This window comes from Pandoraea oxalativorans (assembly GCF_000972785.3).
Classification (GTDB): domain Bacteria; phylum Pseudomonadota; class Gammaproteobacteria; order Burkholderiales; family Burkholderiaceae; genus Pandoraea; species Pandoraea oxalativorans.
The window spans coordinates 4,912,706-4,929,801 of the sequence record NZ_CP011253.3 but is presented as its reverse complement, the minus strand read 5'-3'; the positions used below and the strand labels follow the sequence as shown (position 1 = coordinate 4,929,801).

Below are 17,096 nucleotides of genomic sequence, written 5' to 3'. Positions count from 1 at the left end.
GCGTCGACGTCTGCACCGGCGCGTTGAACATCCTCTGCCCGGTTCATCGACGGTATTTTCACTGTGTCGTATGTTTGCATCTCAGCGGCATCAAGCGGGCAGCGTCGCATCGACATCCTCCTGATCGACAGCGCCTGTATCGACGTGCCACAACCCGGCTTCTCGCAGCGTCATGACGCCTTCGCTGTGCGCCTGCGCCGCCAGATCGTGCGGGCTGCGGGCCTGCGCAATGTTGATGGCCTGTGTGGGGCTGATCGGCATCACCTGAAACGCGCCGATGCGTCCGGCAAAACCGGAGCCGTGACAGCGCATGCAGGTGTGCGCGCGGTCCGTTGCAGTCGTCGTGCCGCAAGGCTCGCATCCGGCGGGACATCGTCGCCTGAGCAGGCGCTGTGCGCTGACCAGCAGCAGCGTCGACGACAGATTGAACGGGGCGACGCCGAGATCGAAGAGCCGCGCGAGCGTGCTTGGCGCGTCGTTGGCGTGAACGGTGGCAAATACAAGGTGGCCGGTCTGCGCTGCCTGTATGGCGATCTCGGCGGTCTGCGCATCGCGGATTTCGCCCACGACGAGAACGTCTGGATCCTGACGGAGAAACGCGCGCAACGCAGTGGCAAAGTCGAGACCGGCGCGTTCGTTGAGATTGACCTGCGTGACACCGGCCAGGCGAATTTCCACCGGATCTTCGATAGTGACGATGTTGCGTGACGTGTCGTTCAGGCGTCGCAGGCAACTATAGAGCGAGACGGTCTTGCCGCTGCCGGTCGGGCCCGTCAGCAAGATCAGCCCGTGCGGGCGGGCAATCGCTTGCGTGAGGGCGAGGTATTGCTTCGGCGAATACCCGAGACCTTCGAGCGAGAGCGGGACTTTCGCGCCATCGAGCAGGCGTACCACCAGTTTCTCGCCGTGCAGGCTGGGGAGCGCACTCACGCGACACTCGACCGGTTCGCCAGCTTCGCGCCACACCATGCGTCCGTCCTGAGGCAAGCGCTTTTGTGCGATGTCGAGATTGGCGAGCACCTTCAGACGCGAGACCAACATGTCACGCGCTGTCAGCGGAACGTCGCCATGGTCCTGCAAGCGACCGTCGATACGCAGACGGACCCGAAAGCGCTGCGCCATCGGCTCGAAATGGATATCGGAAGCGCCCGCACGAATCGCTTCGCTCAGTATTCGCTCAAGGCGTTGCAGCGGGGTGATGGGCCCGGGCGACGTGTGCGGTATTCCGGTGCTCGGAACAGACGCCCGGGTCGCGGTGGACGGCAGAGCGCCGTCGGAGACGATGGTTTGACGCGGCATGACAGGGTTCGGCGAGAGCTGGGTGAAGCTTCAGTCTCGTCAAATCCCTGCGCAGGCTCAATCGGAATAACCTGAAAATTGACCGTACGTGACGGGCAGTGACCGAATGCGACGTGATCGCTTCGTGTCGTTCACGCAAGTTCAGTCGTGATGCGTGGCCCGCGACGTCGGTTTGAACAGGCGTACCGTTTTGATCGCCTGGTTGTCGATTTGCACGATTTCCATACGCACGCCGTCAATCTCCAGGCTGACCGAGGCTTCGGGAATCTCACGCAGCACTTCGAGAATCAGGCCGTTGAGTGTCTTCGGACCGTCGGTCGGCAGATGCAGTCCCAGTCGCCGATTCAGATCGCGAAGGCCCACGCCGCCGCCGACCAGGCAATCGTCGTCCGTCGTCCAGCCCGAGCGGCTGCCGCCCGCGCCCGGCACGCTCGTCGTGAACTCGCCGATGAGTTCTTCGATGATGTCCTCGGTCGTGACCAGCCCTTCGACTTCGCCGTATTCGTTGACCACGAGCCCCACGCGTCGATGGTTTTCCTGGAAGTACTGCAACTGTCGCAGGGCAGGGGTATCGCTTGGGATGAAATAGGGTTCGACGAGCAACGCGCGCAGGGTATCGACGGTGATGTCGTCCGGGTGACGCAACGCGGAGAGCGTACGACGCACCGGCAGAATGCCGACGATGCGATCGATATCTCCGTCATAGACGGGCAGCTTGTTGTGATAACAGGTTTCGAGTTGCGAGAGGATCGTGTCGAGCGGCGCCGAGATATCGAGCGCTTCGATGCGCGCGCGCGGCACCATCACGTCGTCGACGGCGATGTTCTCGAGATCGAGCAGATTGAGCAGCACACTGCGCGGCTTGGTCGGCATGTAGTTGCCGGCTTCGAGCACGATGGTGCGCAGCTCTTCCGTGGTCAGTCGGGTCTCGCTCGCCGCAGTGCGCGTGTCGATGCGCAGCACGCGCAGCATGCCGCGTACGAACGTGTTGAGGACCCACACCAACGGCGTTGCCGCGGCCACGATCGGTTTGAGCGGCGTGCTGACGGAAAGGGCGATGCGGTCGGGGTATGTCGCGCCGACGATCTTCGGTCCGATCTCGGCGAAGATGATGATGAGCAGTGCGATCATCGCCGTCGCGATCGACAGCGTGATGGCGTCGTTGCCGAAGTAGCGCACCGCGATGGACGTGGTGAGCACCGGCACGACCGTGTTGATGACGTTATTGCCGACGAGAATGGTCGAGAGCAGATCTTCCGTGCGAGATAGCAATCCCTGTGTCGAGCGCGCGCCGTGTACGTTCATGCGTACCAGGTGCTTCAGTCGATGGCGGTTCAGGGCCATCATGCTCGTCTCGGAAATGGAAAAGAATCCCGAGCAGATGATCAGGAAGGCGACGGCGCAGATCTGCGCCCATAAGGGCAAGGCGTCCAAGCGTTTGGGGGCGGCTAAGCGCGGGCGGTGGCAATGAGTCGCCACTATATCAGAGGGGATTGGCGCGTTTGCTGCGCACCCGACGGAGGGCGTCTCATCGGCGGCATATGACGGACTGCCGACTTTTCGATGTGGCGAGCGAGCTAAACGTATCCGACAGTAGAAATAAAAAAACCGACGGACAAGTCCGTCGGTTTTTTTGCTTTGCTGAGAGCAAAGTAAATCCTGGTCGGGGTGAGAGGATTCGAACCTCCGGCCTCTACGTCCCGAACGTAGCGCTCTACCAGGCTAAGCTACACCCCGCTTCGATACTGCTACTTCGCTAAGTGCGTCGCGCTATCGAGTAAGAACATAATTCTAGCAGGCTATTTTTATAATGGGAAGAGGGGAGCGTAGAAATAATTCGTGCGGCAGCATCGGCCTCTTCCTGCGCGCGTGCGAGCGTGTAATCGAGCGCACCCGTGCGCCTGATTGCGGCGAGGATCGGTTCGAACTTGTCGGTGCCGCCGTTCTCGATGGCTTCGCGTACGAGCGCGCGCTCTTCTTCCGTGCCGTGTTGCAGAACGTGAATCAGCGGCAGCGTCGGTTTGCCTTCGCGCAGATCGTCGCCGGCATTCTTGCCCATCGCATCGGTGTCGCCGGCGTAGTCGAGCCAGTCGTCCATCAATTGGAAGGCAGTGCCCAGACGGCCGCCGTATTCGCAGACTGCGGCTTCGGTCTGCGCATCGGCGTTGGCGAGTACGGCCGCCAGTTGCGTCGCCGCTTCGAACAGCGTGGCTGTCTTGTACTTGATGACCTGGAGATAGCGCGCTTCGTCTACATCGGGGTCGTGCATGTTCAGTAACTGAAGCACTTCCCCTTCGGCGATGACGTTGGTCGCACGCGCGAGGATCTGCATCACGCGCATGTTGTCCACGCTCACCATCATCTCGAACGAGCGCGAATACAGGAAGTCGCCGACCAGCACCGACGCCGCATTGCCGAACAGCGCATTAGCTGTCTGCTTGCCACGGCGCAGGTCGGATTCGTCGACGACGTCGTCGTGCAGCAGCGTCGAGGTATGGATGAATTCGATGACGGCAGCCAACTCGTAGCGAGCGGGCGATGTTACACCCAGCGCGCCGGAGACCAGCAGCAGCAATGCCGGGCGCAGCCGCTTGCCGCCCGAATTGATGATGTATTCCGAGATCTGATTGATCAGGACCACCTCGGAGGCCAGCCGATGGCGGATAAGCGTATCGACGGCTTTCATGTCGTCGGTGATGGCGGCCAGTACGTTCTGGGCAGAAGTCGAAGCAGTCAAGACAAGGCTCGGGTGAGGAAAAATTCGCCCCAAATTATATAGTGGGCGCGGCAACTTTCGGGCACCAGGGCCGCGGAATGACTGGAGTTACGGAAGTCTTTGACGCAAAAGGAGAAAGTCTGTATAATCCCCCGTTTTCGTGCGCGCATTCATTGCGCCGCGTCCGAAAATACTTCGGAAGGCGGGCTGCAGCGGAGGCTTTCGACCGGTAAGTGGAGTCCTTTCGGGACCCTCGGTCTGCACGGAAATTCTCTTGTTTATGAGTGAGGTTCAACAATGTACGCGGTCATAAAAACCGGCGGTAAGCAATATAAGGTTGCTGCTGGCGAAAAGCTCAAAGTAGAACAGATACCGGCTGACATTGGCGCTGAAATCACCATTGACCAGGTTCTCGCCGTTGGCGAGGGCGAATCGATTAAGTTCGGTGCGCCGTTGGTCACTGGGGCTTCCGTCAAGGCTACCGTTGTCGCCCAGGGTCGTCACCCCAAGGTGAAGATTTTCAAGATGCGCCGTCGCAAGCACTACCAAAAGCGTCAAGGCCATCGCCAAAACTACACCGAGCTGCGCATCGACAGCATCAACGGCTAATCGATCGAGCTAGGTAAGGAGTTAAGTCATGGCACACAAAAAAGCAGGCGGATCGTCCCGTAACGGCCGCGATTCCGAGTCGAAGCGCCTCGGCGTGAAGGTGTACGGCGGTCAGGCAATCCTGGCTGGCGGCATCATCGTTCGCCAACGCGGTACTCGTATGCATGCCGGCGAAAACGTCGGTATCGGTAAGGACCACACGCTGTTTGCACTGGCCGACGGCCACGTGCAATTCGCCGTCAAGGGCGCAGCGAAGAAGCAAGTGGTTAGCGTGGTAGCGGCAGCGTAAGCTAAGCCTTTTGCCACCAAAAGGCTCCGCTTCCATGCGGAGCCTTTTTTGTTTCTCCCGCCCGCGCGCACTGTGATGCAGCGTTCGGCGTGGATCATCGAACAGTATTCTGGATCGTCTGCGGACGGTCGTTAAGCGGGACGGACCCACATGAAATTCATTGACGCAGCGCGAATCGAGGTGATCGCCGGAGACGGCGGCAACGGCTCGGCATCGATGCGCCGTGAGAAATTCGTGCCGTTCGGCGGACCTGACGGCGGCGACGGCGGTCGTGGCGGCAGCGTGCTCGCCGTGGCGGATCGCAACATCAACACCCTGATCGACTACCGTTATTCGAAGAAGCATCTCGCGAAGGACGGCGAGCGCGGTCGCGGATCGGACTGCTATGGCAAGGGCGGCGACGATATTACGCTGCGTATGCCGGTGGGCACCATCATCACTGACATGGACACGGGCGAGACCATCGCCGATCTGACCGAGCACGGTCAGGAAGTGGTCCTCGCGCAGGGCGGTGCGGGCGGTCTGGGTAACATCCATTTCAAATCGAGCACGAACCGCGCCCCGCGTCAGACGACGCCCGGCAAGCCCGGTGAGCGCCGCATGCTCCAGCTTGAACTGAAAGTGCTCGCGGACGTCGGCCTGCTCGGCATGCCCAATGCGGGCAAGTCGACGTTTATCTCGTCGGTGTCGAACGCGCGTCCGAAGGTCGCGGACTATCCGTTCACGACGTTGCACCCTAATCTGGGTGTCGTGCGCACGGCTCCGGGTCGTAGCTTCGTGATCGCCGATATTCCGGGGCTGATCGAAGGCGCTGCCGAAGGTGCAGGGCTTGGCCACCAGTTCCTGCGTCACTTGCAGCGAACGGGCCTGTTGCTGCACATCGTGGATATCGCACCGTTCGACGAAGGTGTCGATCCGGTGGCGGACGCGAAAGCCATCGTCCTCGAATTGCAGAAGTACGACGAAGCGTTGTTCCAGAAGCCGCGTTGGCTGGTGCTCAACAAGGTCGACATGCTGCCTGAGGCGGAGCGTGAAGCACGCGTCGCCGACTTCAAGGCGCGCTACGGCTGGAACGGCCCGACCTTCGAGATCTCCGCGCTGACGGGCGAAGGTTGCGAGAAGCTGTGTCTCGCGGTGCAGGAGTACCTGTACCAGCAGCGTGGCGCGGTCGAAGAAGCGATCGAAGACGCTGCTGCCGATCCGCGCTTTCGTACCAGTGGCACCGGTAGCGCCGCACCGGCCGCCGACGCCGCACCACAAATCCCAACGGACGACACGCCAAAGGCGTAAACTCCACATCACCCAAACGCTGGCGCTGACGTTGTAAGGTTTCGAACGTCATCAGGTCCCGAACCTTGCGCCAACGCCAGCGATCCGGCTGCTGTGGCCCAATGAGAGACGATCCGCACGCGCGGCATCGTCCCGGGGCACGGTGGCTCGTCTTCCCAATACATCCGCAGGAGAATCCAGGTCCATGCGTTCGGTCATCGCCGATGCCAAGCGGCTCGTGGTGAAAGTGGGCTCCAGTCTCGTGACCAACGACGGTCGCGGGCTGGATGATGTCGCCATTGCGCGTTGGGCGCAGCAGATCGCCGCGTTGCGGCACGGGGGCGACGGGCGTCCGCCAAAGCAGGTCGTGCTCGTGAGTTCGGGCGCGATTGCGGAAGGGATGCAGCGTCTGGGCTGGGCCAAGCGCCCGAAAGCCATCGACGAATTGCAGGCGGCCGCCGCCGTCGGACAGATGGGCCTCGCGCAAGTCTACGAGACGCGTTTCGCCGAGCATGGCGTGCGTACGGCGCAGATTCTTCTCACGCACGCCGATCTGGCCGACCGTGAACGCTATCTGAATGCGCGCACGACGCTGCTCACGCTGCTGCGTCTGGGCGTGGTGCCGATCATCAACGAGAACGACACGGTCGTGACCGACGAAATCAAGTTCGGCGACAACGACACACTCGGCGCGCTGGTCACGAACCTGATCGACGGCGATGCGCTCGTCATCCTGACCGACCAGTCGGGCCTCTACACAGCCGATCCCCGCAAGGACCCCGACGCCGAGTTCGTGCACGAAGCGGAAGCAGGGGACGAACGTCTGGAGGCGATGGCGGGCGGTGCGGGCACGAACATCGGTCGCGGCGGCATGCTCACGAAGATTCTGGCGGCCAAACGCGCAGCGACGAGCGGGGCACATACCGTGATCGCATCGGGTCGCGAAGCGGACGTACTGGTGCGTCTGGCGGGTGGTGAAGCCATCGGCACGCAACTGGTGGCGCGCACGGCAGTCCTGACGGCCCGCAAGCAATGGATGGCCGATCACCTTCAGGTGCGTGGTCGTGTGGTGATCGATGCGGGCGCGTGCAAGAAGCTGGTGGAAGAGGGCAAGAGCCTGCTGCCGATCGGCGTGATCGACGTGGAAGGGACGTTTGCGCGTGGCGAAGTCATCTCATGCGTCGACGAGGCGGGCCATGAGGTCGCGCGTGGCCTGTCCAACTACAGTGCTTCGGAGACGCGCCTCATTCGTCGTCACCCCAGCAGCGACATCGAGCAGGTGCTGGGCTTTGCGAACGAACCCGAACTGATTCACCGCGACAACCTGATCCTGCGCTGATCCGCATCCGCGCAGAGCGACAGGCACAAAAAACGCCGGCACGTGATACGTGACCGGCGTTTTTTTGCGTCGTGACGCCGTCGATGTGACGGCGTCGGTACGGCACAGACTTAGCGATAGGCGGCGGGCGTCGTCGGATAGCGCAGGTTCTGGACGATATCCTTCGCAGAGCCGTACGGCGTCTTGTCCTGACAGAGGAAGTCGCGGTACAGAATGCCTTGATATGCGGTCGAACCGTACGGCTTGATCGGACGCCATTCGCTGTTACGCGCCGCTGCCCACGTGCCATCCGGACGGCCAGTCGCGTACAAACGCGATTCGAACGTCGAGCAATGGATGCCCTCGTACGACACGTTGCGCGCGCCGCTCTTGCTGCGGATCACGGCGATGTAACGCACCACGCCGTCTTCCCGGGTGACTTCGATGGACTTCGCGTCGACGGCGTAGTCGAGCGTGGCGTTCGGCAGGGTCGAGAAGCTGATCAGATCGGCGTCTTGCGGCGCGGCGGTCGGCATCTTGTATTCCGCCTCCTTCCACTTGCCCTTGGCGGCTTCCTGCTGCGCCATGTATTCGTCAAAGTCCTGAACGGGCTGGGACACGCTGCTGCAGGCGGCGATCAGCGCCAGAGCGGCCAGAGAGACAAGCGTGGCCAGGCGCGGGGCGCGGCGGGCAATCGAAGGACGCATGGGAATGTGGTCGAGAGATCAAAAAAAGCCGACGCGGGCAACAGTGCCCGCGGTCGGTGTTGAGACAGGACGTCGGCCGCCCGGTTCAGTGCTCCCGGCGGTGCTGAAGGTCGGCATTGTCGGCGTTGGCGGCGTTGGCGGCAGGATCGGCGGTGTTGCTGCCGTCACCGCACTCGCCGCCGCCGCCGTAGCTGTCCTCCTGCTCGTGCGACGCATCCGTCGCCCCCGGCGGCATCTCGCCGACCCGGGCCCCGGCGCGCGGAAACCGACGCCGGTCCTGCTGGGCGCGCGCAGCCGAGCGTCGCAGATAACGCGAGAGTTCGTTCAGGGCGAGCTGATACACATCGCGCTTGAATTCGATCACAGCGTCGAGCGGCACCCAGTATTCGTTCCAACGCCAGGCGTCGAACTCGGGATGATCGGTTGCGCGCAAGCAGATATCGCAGTCGCGCCCGACCATGCGCAGCAGGAACCAGATCTGCTTCTGGCCCCGGTAATGTCCGCGCACTTCGCGTTTGATGAACTTGTCCGGCACCTCGTAACGCAGCCAGTCGCGTGTGCGACCGATGACTTTGACGTGTTCTGGCTTTAGCCCGGTTTCCTCGTGCAATTCTCGGAACATGGCCTGTTCAGGCGTTTCGCCGTACTTGATGCCGCCTTGCGGGAACTGCCAGGAGTGCTCGCCCAGCCGCTTGCCCCAGAACACTTCATTGCGTGCGTTTAAGAGGATGATGCCGACGTTCGGGCGAAAGCCTTCACGGTCCAGCATACAACCACCCCTGAATCCTTTAAAATTGCTTCGATTATAAACAGATAATCACCGGCGCGGCGGCCGGCGGCGGCTCGGGTAACCGGGGCGGCGCGTACGGCCGGCGGGTGTCTCAGGGGATGCGACGATGGCGCACGGCGTCAATCCGTCGTCGATCCGCATCCCCCCGGCCCTGCTTTCCTGCATCAGACCGAACCGTCGCGTGCGCCGTTGACCCTATTTTTCCCGGAAATCTGCATGAAAGCCTCTCGTTTCTTCATCGGCACCCTCAAGGAAGCTCCCGCCGACGCCGAAATCGTCAGCCACAAGCTGATGATGCGCGCCGGCATGATTCGTCGCGTTGCCGGCGGCATCTACGATTACCTTCCGATCGGCCTGCGCTCGATCCGCAAGGTCGAAGCCATCGTCCGTGAAGAAATGAACCGCGCCGGTGCGCTGGAACTGCTCATGCCAGCCGTGCAACCGGCCGAACTCTGGCAGGAGTCGGGGCGCTGGGAGAAGTACGGCCCGGAACTGCTCCGTCTGAAAGATCGTCACGACCGCGATTTCGTCGTCGGCCCGACCCATGAGGAAGTGGTGACGGACATCGCTCGCCGCGAGATCAAGAGCTATCGTCAACTCCCGGTGAACTTCTATCAGGTGCAGGCGAAGTTCCGCGACGAAATTCGTCCGCGTTTCGGCGTGATGCGTGGTCGCGAATTCATCATGAAGGACGCCTATTCCTTCGATAAGGACCGCGCGGGCCTGCAAGTGTCGTATCAGAAGATGTTCGACGCCTACGTGCGCATCTTCACGCGCCTGGGTCTGGAGTTCCGCGCCGTGGTGGCCGATAACGGCTCCATCGGTGGCTCGGGCTCGCACGAATTCCACGTGATCGCCGAGACCGGTGAAGACGCCATCGCTTACTGCCCGACGTCGGACTATGCAGCCAACGTCGAGATGGCCGAAGCGCTGCCGCCGCAAGGCGAGCGCCCGGCCGCTGCCGAAGCCATGACCAAGACCGCGACGCCGGGCAAGGCCAAGTGCGAAGCCGTGGCCGAGCTGCTCTCGATCCCGCTGACGCGCACCGTCAAGTCGATCGTGCTGGCCACCGACAGCGAAGACACCGGCACGCAGGTGTGGCTGCTGTTGCTGCGTGGCGACCATGAGCTCAACGAGATCAAGGCGAGCAAGGTGCCGGGTCTGGGCGAACTGCGCTTCGCGAGCGAAGCCGAGATCGTCGAATGGTTCGGCACGCCCCCGGGCTATCTGGGTCCCATCGGCACGAAGAAGCCGGTCAAGCTCGTGGTCGATCGCAGCGTGGCGCACATGAGCGACTTCGTGGTGGGTGCGAACGAGAAGGACTTCCACATTACCGGTGTGAACTGGGGCCGCGATCTGCCGGAACCGGAAATCGTCGCCGATCTGCGCAACATCGTGGCGGGCGACGCCTCGCCGGACGGCAAGGGCGAGATCGCACTGTGCCGTGGCATCGAAGTCGGTCACGTGTTCCAGTTGGGGACGAAGTATTCGGACGCGATGAATGCCACGTTCCTCGATGAGAACGGCAAGCCGGCGCCGATGGAAATGGGCTGCTACGGCATTGGCATCACGCGTATTCTCGGTGCGGCCATCGAGCAGAATTTCGACGACCGCGGCATCATCTGGCCGGAATCGATTGCGCCGTTCGAAGTGGTGCTGTGCCCGATGGGTTACGACCGCAGCGATGCCGTGCGGGCGGCCGCCGACAAGCTGTACGAAGACCTGGTGGCTGCGGGCATCGACGTGATTCTGGACGATCGTGGCGAGCGTCCGGGCGTGATGTTCGCGGACTGGGAACTGATCGGCGTGCCGCATCGCGTGGTGATCGGCGACCGTGGCCTGAAGGAAGGCAAGATCGAGTATCAGGGCCGTCGCGACACGCAGGCTCAGTTGCTCGACGCTGCCTCGGTGGCGGAAGTCGTCATCGGCCGCGTACGCCCCGCCAAGGCGGTCTGATCGAGTGACGTCCGACGCGTTGCCGGTGGTCGCCGGTGGCGCGCTGCACGATGCTCAGGTCTCACACGCTTCGTATCGGCACAAACGCATTACCTGACGGCAGTCGCCCCGGCGGCTGCCGTTGTCATATCTGAAGGCGTCGTCTGTAAGGAATACACGTTCGCGTCGGCCACCGTGCTGTTGCTGCTGATTACCGATCCGTTCGGCAACATCCCCATTTTCGTGAATGCACTGAAGAACGTGCCAGCGAGCCGACGGCCGCGCGTGATCGTTCGCGAGGTGCTGATCGCGTTCGCGATCCTGCTGCTGTTCATGCTGGTGGGCGAGCGGTTCCTGCGCATGATGAGTCTCACCGACTTGTCGTTGCAGCTCGCTGGCGGCATCGTGCTGTTCCTGATCGCGCTGCGGATGATCTTTCCGCGTCCGGACCACGGCTCGCTGCCGGATGCCGGTGAGCCGCTGATCGTTCCGCTGGCGATTCCGGCGCTGGCCGGGCCGTCGGCGCTCGCGACCGTCATGCTGCTGGTCTCCCAACAACCGGGCCGCATGCTCGAATGGATTACCGCGCTCAGCGTCACGATGGCCGTGTGCGCGGTGGTGCTGTTGCTCGCCGACCGTATCGAACGCTGGTTGGGCTCGCGGGTTGTGGCGGCGTTCGAGCGGCTGATGGGGCTGATTCTGGTGGCGATCTCGGTCGAGATGATCCTGAAGGGCGTGAAAGTTTTCGTCCACCAGTTCTGATACCGATTCAAGCGACGGGCGCTGCCGAAAGACGCAAAAGAAAAGGGACCTTGTGCGAACAGGTCCCTTTCCTATTTGTCGCGGGACGAACCCGGCGACGGTGTGGCGTGCTTATCAGCGCGGCGTCGTCAGCGCGCGAATCGCGGGCAGGTTGCGCCAGTATCCCTTGGCGTCCATGCCACAACCGAAGACGTAGCGATCCGGCACGGTGAAGCCGCAGAAATCCGGATGCGACGGCTTTTCCTTCGTCAGGATCTTCTCGCACAGCACGGCGCTGTAGAACTTCGACGCGCCCATCTCGAGAATGCGGTCGCGAATCGCGGCCATCGTCGCACCTTCGTCGAGAATGTCGTCGAGCACGAGCACCACGCGGTCGCGCACCGAGTCGCGCGGCGCGACGCGCCACTGCATGGCACCGCCCGTAGTGGTGTTGTTGTAGCGCGAGAGGTGGATGTAGTCGAACTCGAGCGGGAAGTCGAGACGCGGCAACAGCATGCCGGTGAAGACGGCCGCACCTCCCATGACCGACAGCACCATCGGGAAGTCGTCGCCGACGGCGGCCTTGATGGCCTTGGCCATGGTGTCGACGGACCGGTTGACCTCGTCTGCGGAGACGATTTCTTCGGAATTACGGAATACTTCGAGCGCTTCTTCGCGGTTCATATGGGGCGACCCTGTGGAACGGTGTTGCGGGGGTTTCGCTATGTGCGGCCCGGAGTATATACGGAAAGCCCGTAGTTCAGACCGGACCGCGACCGGATGAGTCTCAATCAGCGCATGCCGGGCATCATGCCCTTCATGCTGCGCATCATCTTCATCATGCCACCGCCTTTGAGTTTCTTCATCATCGTGCGCATCTGATCGTACTGATTCAGCATGCGGTTGACTTCCTGCACCTGAACGCCCGCACCGGCGGCGATACGGCGCTTGCGGCTCGCCTTGATCAGTTCCGGCTTGGCGCGCTCGGCGGGCGTCATCGAGTTGATGATGCCCTCCATGCGGCGCACCTGCTTCTCGGCCTGATCCATGTTGGTCTGGCTGGCGGCGGCCTGGAACTGGGCCGGCAGCTTGTCCATGAGCGACGACAGGCCGCCCATCTTCTTCATCTGGCCGATCTGCGCCTTGAAGTCGTTCAGATCGAAGTCGCCGCCCTTCTTGACCTTGTCGGCGAGCTTTTGCGCGGCCTGAACGTCGACGCCGCGCTGCGCTTCCTCGACGAGGGCAAGGATGTCGCCCATGCCGAGAATCCGGTTCGCCATGCGATCCGGGTAAAAGACTTCGAGGCCGTCGAGCTTTTCACCGACACCGACGAACTTGATCGGCTTGCCCGTGACGTGACGCACCGACAGCGCGGCACCGCCGCGCGAGTCGCCGTCGAGCTTGGTGAGCACCACGCCGGTGAGCGGCAGCGCGTCGTTGAAGGCGCGGGCGGTGTTCACGGCGTCCTGCCCCAGCATGGCGTCGACGACGAACAGCGTTTCGATCGGTTTCAGCTCAGCGTGCAGGGCACTAATTTCCTGCATCATCGCTTCGTCAATACCAAGACGGCCGGCCGTATCGACGAGCAGCACTTCATGGTGATGACGTCGCGCCCAGTCGACTGCCGCGCGGGCGATATCGATCGGCTTCTGGTCGGGTTGCGACGGGAAGAAGTCGGCGTCGACCTGCTTCGTGACCGTCTCCAGCTGGGCGATAGCGGCAGGGCGGTAGACGTCGGTGGACACCGTGAGGACTTTCTTCTTCTGGGCGCGCAGCAGCTTGGCGAGCTTGCCGACGGTCGTCGTCTTACCCGCACCCTGCAAACCGGCCATCAGGATGATGGCGGGCGGGGTCGTGGCGAGATTGAGTTCGGCGGCACGGCCTTCGTAGTCGCCGCCCATGAGCGCGGTCAGTTCGCGCTGCACCACGCCAACGAGGGCCTGGCCGGGCGACAGACTGGAAATGACTTCCTCACCCAGGGCCTTTTCCTTCACCTTGGCGATGAAATCGCGCACCACCGGCAGGGCGACGTCGGCCTCGAGCAGGGCGAGGCGCACTTCGCGCAGCATTTCCTGCGTGTTGGCCTCGGTCAGTCGGGCTTCGCCGCGCAGGGTTTTGACGACTTTGGCAAGGCGCGTAGTGAGATTGTCGAGCATGAAACGTATCCTGTAAGACCTTCAGCGGCCTCGGTTGCCCGCCCCCCCCGGGCCGTAGACGGCGGTGGCAAGCACGGCAGCGCGCCCCTCATGGGCTGGTGTAAACTTCAAACATGACTATTTTACTGTATGCGCTGACCGCCATCCTCTACGCCGGGTTGGCGGTTTGTTCGTGGCAAGGATACCGGCGCGACGCCGCGCTCGCACTCGCGGGCGGACAAGTCGCGCCTGCGCCTGTCACGGGCACGCCCTCGCGCTGGCCGATGCAGCTTTCGCTGTTCGCCGTGCTCGTGCTGCACGGGGTGTTGCTGCATCAGACGATCTTCCGCACTGAGAGCATGCACTTCGGTTTCGCGTACATGCTCTCGGCCATGTTGTGGCTCTCGGTCGGCATCTATTGGATCGAGAGTTTCTTTTTCCCGCTCGAGAGCCTGCGACTGATGGTCACACCCGTGGCGGCCGTCGCTTGTCTGTTGCCGATGATCTTCCCGGACGTGCGCATTTTGGGCTTTGCCGCCAATCCGGTGTTCAAGGCGCACTTCATCATCGCCAACATGGCCTACGGGCTGTTCGCGCTCGCGGCGCTGCACGCGTTGCTGATGATCTATGCCGAGCGGCAACTGCATCCGTCGCGCAGCAACGAGGCGACGGGCTGGCTCTCGCGCTGGCTCGAGACGCTGCCGCCGCTCCTCACGATGGAGAAGCTGCTGTTTCGTCTGATCGGCGCGGGGTTCGTGCTGCTCACGCTGACGCTGATCTCCGGCGTGATGTTCTCCGAGGCGCTCTTCGGGCGCGCGGTGCGCGTCGATCACAAGACGGTGTTCGCGGTGGTGTCGTGGCTGATGTTCGGCGCGGTGCTGCTGGGGCGGCATTTTTACGGGTGGCGCGGCAAGGTCGCGCTGCGTTGGGTTCTGGCGTCGTTCGTGACGCTGTTGCTGGCGTATGTCGGTTCTCGCTTCGTGCTTGAGGTGGTGCTGCATCGCATGACGGAGACTTGAAGCGCGATGCGCAATATCCTGCTGTTACTGTTGCTCCTTATCGCCGGGACGTGGTGGATGCGCCACAACGAGCGTAAGCGCAATTCCGAAGGCCCTCAACGAAATGAGCGCATGCGCACGCCGCAGGGCAACGGTGGCCGGACCACGGCCCAGCAAACGTTGCCGCCCGCCGAACGTATGGTGCGTTGCAGCGAGTGCGATACCTATCTTCCCGAGAGCGAATCGTTGTCGGGCGCCGGTGGCAAACACTTTTGCAGCACGGCGCATCGCGACGCCTATCTCGCGCGCGAACACCGCGTCTGAGGTCCGCTGCGCGGCCCGTCCGCGCAGCGATCGCGCATCCCTGCACATCTCGGCTCATCCCGCCCGTTGCCCTGTTTTCCTGCGAACGCCGTGCATCGCCGCTCATGGCGTGCGTCGGCTTGCGCATGCCTGTCGCATGCACTAAAACACAGTAACCGACCCCATTCGTCGAATCGCGTCGAAACGATAGGACAGGCGGGCGGGGCGACGACAGGAGGGCGCAATATGCTAATGCGCAGACGGATGTATTTCCTTCTTCCCGATCTGGCCAGTGCCCAGCGCACGATGAGCGATCTGTTGCTCGCCCGGATCGAGGAGCGCCACATCCACTTTATGGCACGTGACGAAATGGACCTGGAGGGACTGCACGAGGCTAACCTGCTACAGACTTCCGATATCGTGCACGGCGCCGAAGCCGGGCTCGTGATCGGCGGCTTCTGTGGTCTGGCAGTCGGTGCAGTCGCGGCGTTTTTCCCCATCGTGGGCACACATCCGCAATGGGAATTGATGATTGTGACGGCCCCGCTCGGCGCGTTGTTCGGCGCATGGGTGTCGAGCATGATCGGCGTCTCGGTGCCCAACTCGCGACTCAAGGCGTTTCGTGAACCGCTGGAGCGCGGCATGATCCTGCTGATGGTGGATGTGCGCGAGCGCCGCGTCGAGGAGATTCGCGAGATGCTCAAGGAGCATCATCCCGAAGCCCATATGGAGGGCATCGAAGCCGCGATTCCCGCGTTCCCCTGAAATCGATCGGACGAAGATCAGGGACAGTGACGATATTGAGAGTGCCAACGCGTTTTACCGGCCGGCAACGGCCATTAGCGTCGCACCTGTGAGCGGCGCGGGATGGTGTCCGTGGTATATGACACAAGCGCGGTGCCATCCCCGGGCGTGGATACGCCCACGGAAGCCTCTCGGCCAAGTCAGGCGAGGGGCTTCTTCTTTGGGAATTTCCTTTTTATTTTTCGACTTGTTTCGGACGAAGTCCCGCATGACACTGGGACTTCACTTGCCTCCCGGCGGACTTTCGGACCGGGCCGGTCACCGGCGACGTCACGCCAAGTGGGCTACAATGCCACCCCTCGCTCTACGGGAGTTCGTTGTGCCCGTCATGCTCCAGTCATCTGCGTCCCCTGACGTTTCGCTCCGGTCGTTTGCCCTGCTGACTCCGCTGCTCTGTGCGCGCTCATCTCCGTCGACGAGTCGATTCGGACGGTGCCGCGGTGTCGACGCCGCGGCGGGTTCGCGAGGTGACGCATGAACGCACCGGACAAACTGCCGACGCTCACGCTCGACGCCGAAGGATGGGTGCGAGAGGCGCAGCGTCTGCCGTCGCCGAACTTCGACGTGCGTCCGCAAGGCATGCCCATCGGCTTGCTCGTGGTCCACAACATCTCGCTGCCGCCGGGGCAATTCGGTGGCGACGAGATTCCGGCGTTCTTCCAGAATCGGCTCGACCACGACGCGCATCCGTTCTTCGACGAGATTCGCGGCGTGCACGTGTCGTCGCATTTTCTGGTGCGTCGTGATGGTGCGTTGCAACAGTTCGTCTCCTGCGATGCGCGGGCGTGGCATGCGGGGGCGTCGTCGTTCGAGGGGCGCACGCGCTGCAACGATTTCTCGATCGGCGTCGAATTGGAAGGGACGGACGACGTACCGTTCACGGCGGCGCAGTACGCGACATTGGCGGCGCTCACGCGCGTTTTGCGTGAGCATTATCCGATTCAAGCCGTGGCCGGACATGCCGATATAGCACCTGGCCGGAAGACGGACCCGGGGCCGCATTTCGAGTGGCAACGGTTGCGTCGGATGGCTGCACTGGAACCGCAGGCGCTGCCTTTCCAGGCGGCAGATTAACCCTCACTGGGGGGCAGGTTTTGCTTGACACGAAGACCGGACGGGCCTTCCCGGGAATGAAATTTTTGAGTTTGCGGAGTGCGTCATCTCCACTATACTTAGTGCCAAT

At 62.5% G+C, this 17,096-nt stretch carries 17 protein-coding genes and 1 tRNA gene; 10 read left to right on the top strand and 8 right to left on the bottom strand.

Features of this window, described 5'->3' with window-relative positions; all coding sequences use genetic code 11:
* Window positions 1–90: 90 nt before the first annotated feature.
* The 4 genes from MB84_RS21720 to MB84_RS21705 form a co-directional block, all read right to left on the bottom strand.
* Entirely contained in the window at window positions 91–1,299 is a 1,209-nt protein-coding gene (locus tag MB84_RS21720; protein ID WP_084009922.1) for a GspE/PulE family protein, read from the bottom strand.
* 141 nt (window positions 1,300–1,440) lie between these two features.
* Window positions 1,441–2,733: an HlyC/CorC family transporter gene (locus MB84_RS21715; protein ID WP_084009921.1), complete on the bottom strand. Its 1,293-nt coding sequence runs from the start codon at window positions 2,731–2,733 to the stop codon at window positions 1,441–1,443.
* 226 nt (window positions 2,734–2,959) lie between these two features.
* Window positions 2,960–3,036 (bottom strand) — tRNA-Pro (locus MB84_RS21710).
* Window positions 3,037–3,055: 19 nt separating this feature from the next.
* The gene (locus MB84_RS21705; protein WP_224796703.1) at window positions 3,056–3,985 is read right to left on the bottom strand and encodes a polyprenyl synthetase family protein; all 930 of its coding nucleotides are present in this window, start codon (window positions 3,983–3,985) and stop codon (window positions 3,056–3,058) included.
* A 327-nt stretch (window positions 3,986–4,312) separates the two neighbouring features.
* On the opposite strand from MB84_RS21705, the gene rplU reads away from it, so the two are divergent.
* The 4 genes from rplU to proB all read left to right on the top strand — a co-directional run bounded on the left by rplU (window position 4,313) and on the right by proB (window position 7,521).
* Window positions 4,313–4,624, top strand: a complete 312-nt coding sequence (rplU, locus tag MB84_RS21700) for a 50S ribosomal protein L21 (RefSeq protein WP_039393314.1) — start codon at window positions 4,313–4,315, stop codon at window positions 4,622–4,624.
* Between the two features lie 28 nt (window positions 4,625–4,652).
* Complete coding sequence (gene rpmA / locus MB84_RS21695; protein ID WP_039393311.1) at window positions 4,653–4,913, top strand: 50S ribosomal protein L27; 261 nt, start codon at window positions 4,653–4,655, stop codon at window positions 4,911–4,913.
* 150 nt (window positions 4,914–5,063) lie between these two features.
* A complete protein-coding gene (cgtA, locus tag MB84_RS21690) occupies window positions 5,064–6,203 on the top strand; it encodes an Obg family GTPase CgtA (protein ID WP_046289856.1) in 1,140 nt (379 codons plus the stop codon).
* Between the two features lie 184 nt (window positions 6,204–6,387).
* A complete protein-coding gene (gene proB, locus MB84_RS21685; RefSeq protein WP_046289855.1) occupies window positions 6,388–7,521 on the top strand; it encodes a glutamate 5-kinase in 1,134 nt (377 codons plus the stop codon).
* Window positions 7,522–7,631: 110 nt separating this feature from the next.
* Here proB and MB84_RS21680 read toward each other — a convergent pair whose 3' ends face one another.
* Window positions 7,632–8,207 carry a CNP1-like family protein gene (locus tag MB84_RS21680; protein ID WP_046289854.1) on the bottom strand — a complete coding sequence of 192 codons (576 nt, stop codon included), beginning with the start codon at window positions 8,205–8,207 and terminating at the stop codon, window positions 7,632–7,634.
* An 85-nt stretch (window positions 8,208–8,292) separates the two neighbouring features.
* Window positions 8,293–8,976 (bottom strand): RNA pyrophosphohydrolase, encoded by a 684-nt coding sequence (locus MB84_RS21675; protein ID WP_046289853.1) that lies wholly within the window; start codon window positions 8,974–8,976, stop codon window positions 8,293–8,295.
* Window positions 8,977–9,213: 237 nt separating this feature from the next.
* Here MB84_RS21675 and MB84_RS21670 point away from each other — a divergent pair, with 237 nt between their 5' ends.
* Together MB84_RS21670 and MB84_RS21665 are read left to right on the top strand one after the other, a co-directional pair.
* Window positions 9,214–10,953 (top strand): proline--tRNA ligase, encoded by a 1,740-nt coding sequence (locus MB84_RS21670; RefSeq protein WP_046289852.1) that lies wholly within the window; start codon window positions 9,214–9,216, stop codon window positions 10,951–10,953.
* 126 nt (window positions 10,954–11,079) lie between these two features.
* Window positions 11,080–11,694, top strand: a complete 615-nt coding sequence (locus MB84_RS21665; RefSeq protein ID WP_046289851.1) for a MarC family protein — start codon at window positions 11,080–11,082, stop codon at window positions 11,692–11,694.
* 114 nt (window positions 11,695–11,808) lie between these two features.
* On the opposite strand, the gene MB84_RS21660 is transcribed toward MB84_RS21665, so the two are convergent.
* Window positions 11,809–12,357 carry a hypoxanthine-guanine phosphoribosyltransferase gene (locus MB84_RS21660; protein WP_046289850.1) on the bottom strand — a complete coding sequence of 183 codons (549 nt, stop codon included), beginning with the start codon at window positions 12,355–12,357 and terminating at the stop codon, window positions 11,809–11,811.
* Window positions 12,358–12,464: 107 nt separating this feature from the next.
* Complete coding sequence (gene ffh / locus MB84_RS21655; RefSeq protein ID WP_046289849.1) at window positions 12,465–13,829, bottom strand: signal recognition particle protein; 1,365 nt, start codon at window positions 13,827–13,829, stop codon at window positions 12,465–12,467.
* Between the two features lie 113 nt (window positions 13,830–13,942).
* On the opposite strand from ffh, the gene MB84_RS21650 reads away from it, so the two are divergent.
* The 4 genes from MB84_RS21650 (at window position 13,943) to ampD (ending at window position 16,987) form a co-directional block, all read left to right on the top strand.
* Window positions 13,943–14,827, top strand: coding sequence for a cytochrome C assembly family protein (locus MB84_RS21650; protein WP_046289848.1), 885 nt, complete (start codon window positions 13,943–13,945; stop codon window positions 14,825–14,827).
* A 6-nt stretch (window positions 14,828–14,833) separates the two neighbouring features.
* Complete coding sequence (locus MB84_RS21645) at window positions 14,834–15,130, top strand: PP0621 family protein (protein WP_052652672.1); 297 nt, start codon at window positions 14,834–14,836, stop codon at window positions 15,128–15,130.
* Window positions 15,131–15,361: 231 nt separating this feature from the next.
* Window positions 15,362–15,874, top strand: a complete 513-nt coding sequence (locus tag MB84_RS21640) for a DUF1269 domain-containing protein (RefSeq protein ID WP_046289847.1) — start codon at window positions 15,362–15,364, stop codon at window positions 15,872–15,874.
* A 513-nt stretch (window positions 15,875–16,387) separates the two neighbouring features.
* A complete protein-coding gene (ampD, locus tag MB84_RS21635) occupies window positions 16,388–16,987 on the top strand; it encodes a 1,6-anhydro-N-acetylmuramyl-L-alanine amidase AmpD (RefSeq protein ID WP_046289846.1) in 600 nt (199 codons plus the stop codon).
* The last annotated feature ends 109 nt before the right edge of the window (window positions 16,988–17,096 follow it).

What these genes read in the sequence shown, in the direction of transcription:
- MB84_RS21675 (WP_046289853.1), bottom strand. Translation starts at nt 8,976, where the DNA reads ATGCTGGACCGTGAAGGCTTTCGCCCGAACGTCGGCATCATCCTCTTA.
- rpmA (WP_039393311.1), top strand. Translation starts at nt 4,653, where the DNA reads ATGGCACACAAAAAAGCAGGCGGATCGTCCCGTAACGGCCGCGATTCC.
- MB84_RS21660 (WP_046289850.1), bottom strand. Translation starts at nt 12,357, where the DNA reads ATGAACCGCGAAGAAGCGCTCGAAGTATTCCGTAATTCCGAAGAAATC.
- proB (WP_046289855.1), top strand. Translation starts at nt 6,388, where the DNA reads ATGCGTTCGGTCATCGCCGATGCCAAGCGGCTCGTGGTGAAAGTGGGC.
- MB84_RS21645 (WP_052652672.1), top strand. Translation starts at nt 14,834, where the DNA reads ATGCGCAATATCCTGCTGTTACTGTTGCTCCTTATCGCCGGGACGTGG.
- MB84_RS21705 (WP_224796703.1), bottom strand. Translation starts at nt 3,985, where the DNA reads ATGAAAGCCGTCGATACGCTTATCCGCCATCGGCTGGCCTCCGAGGTG.
- ffh (WP_046289849.1), bottom strand. Translation starts at nt 13,829, where the DNA reads ATGCTCGACAATCTCACTACGCGCCTTGCCAAAGTCGTCAAAACCCTG.
- MB84_RS21680 (WP_046289854.1), bottom strand. Translation starts at nt 8,207, where the DNA reads ATGCGTCCTTCGATTGCCCGCCGCGCCCCGCGCCTGGCCACGCTTGTC.
- MB84_RS21650 (WP_046289848.1), top strand. Translation starts at nt 13,943, where the DNA reads ATGACTATTTTACTGTATGCGCTGACCGCCATCCTCTACGCCGGGTTG.
- MB84_RS21720 (WP_084009922.1), bottom strand. Translation starts at nt 1,299, where the DNA reads ATGCCGCGTCAAACCATCGTCTCCGACGGCGCTCTGCCGTCCACCGCG.
- MB84_RS21640 (WP_046289847.1), top strand. Translation starts at nt 15,362, where the DNA reads ATGCGCAGACGGATGTATTTCCTTCTTCCCGATCTGGCCAGTGCCCAG.
- rplU (WP_039393314.1), top strand. Translation starts at nt 4,313, where the DNA reads ATGTACGCGGTCATAAAAACCGGCGGTAAGCAATATAAGGTTGCTGCT.
- ampD (WP_046289846.1), top strand. Translation starts at nt 16,388, where the DNA reads ATGAACGCACCGGACAAACTGCCGACGCTCACGCTCGACGCCGAAGGA.
- cgtA (WP_046289856.1), top strand. Translation starts at nt 5,064, where the DNA reads ATGAAATTCATTGACGCAGCGCGAATCGAGGTGATCGCCGGAGACGGC.
- MB84_RS21670 (WP_046289852.1), top strand. Translation starts at nt 9,214, where the DNA reads ATGAAAGCCTCTCGTTTCTTCATCGGCACCCTCAAGGAAGCTCCCGCC.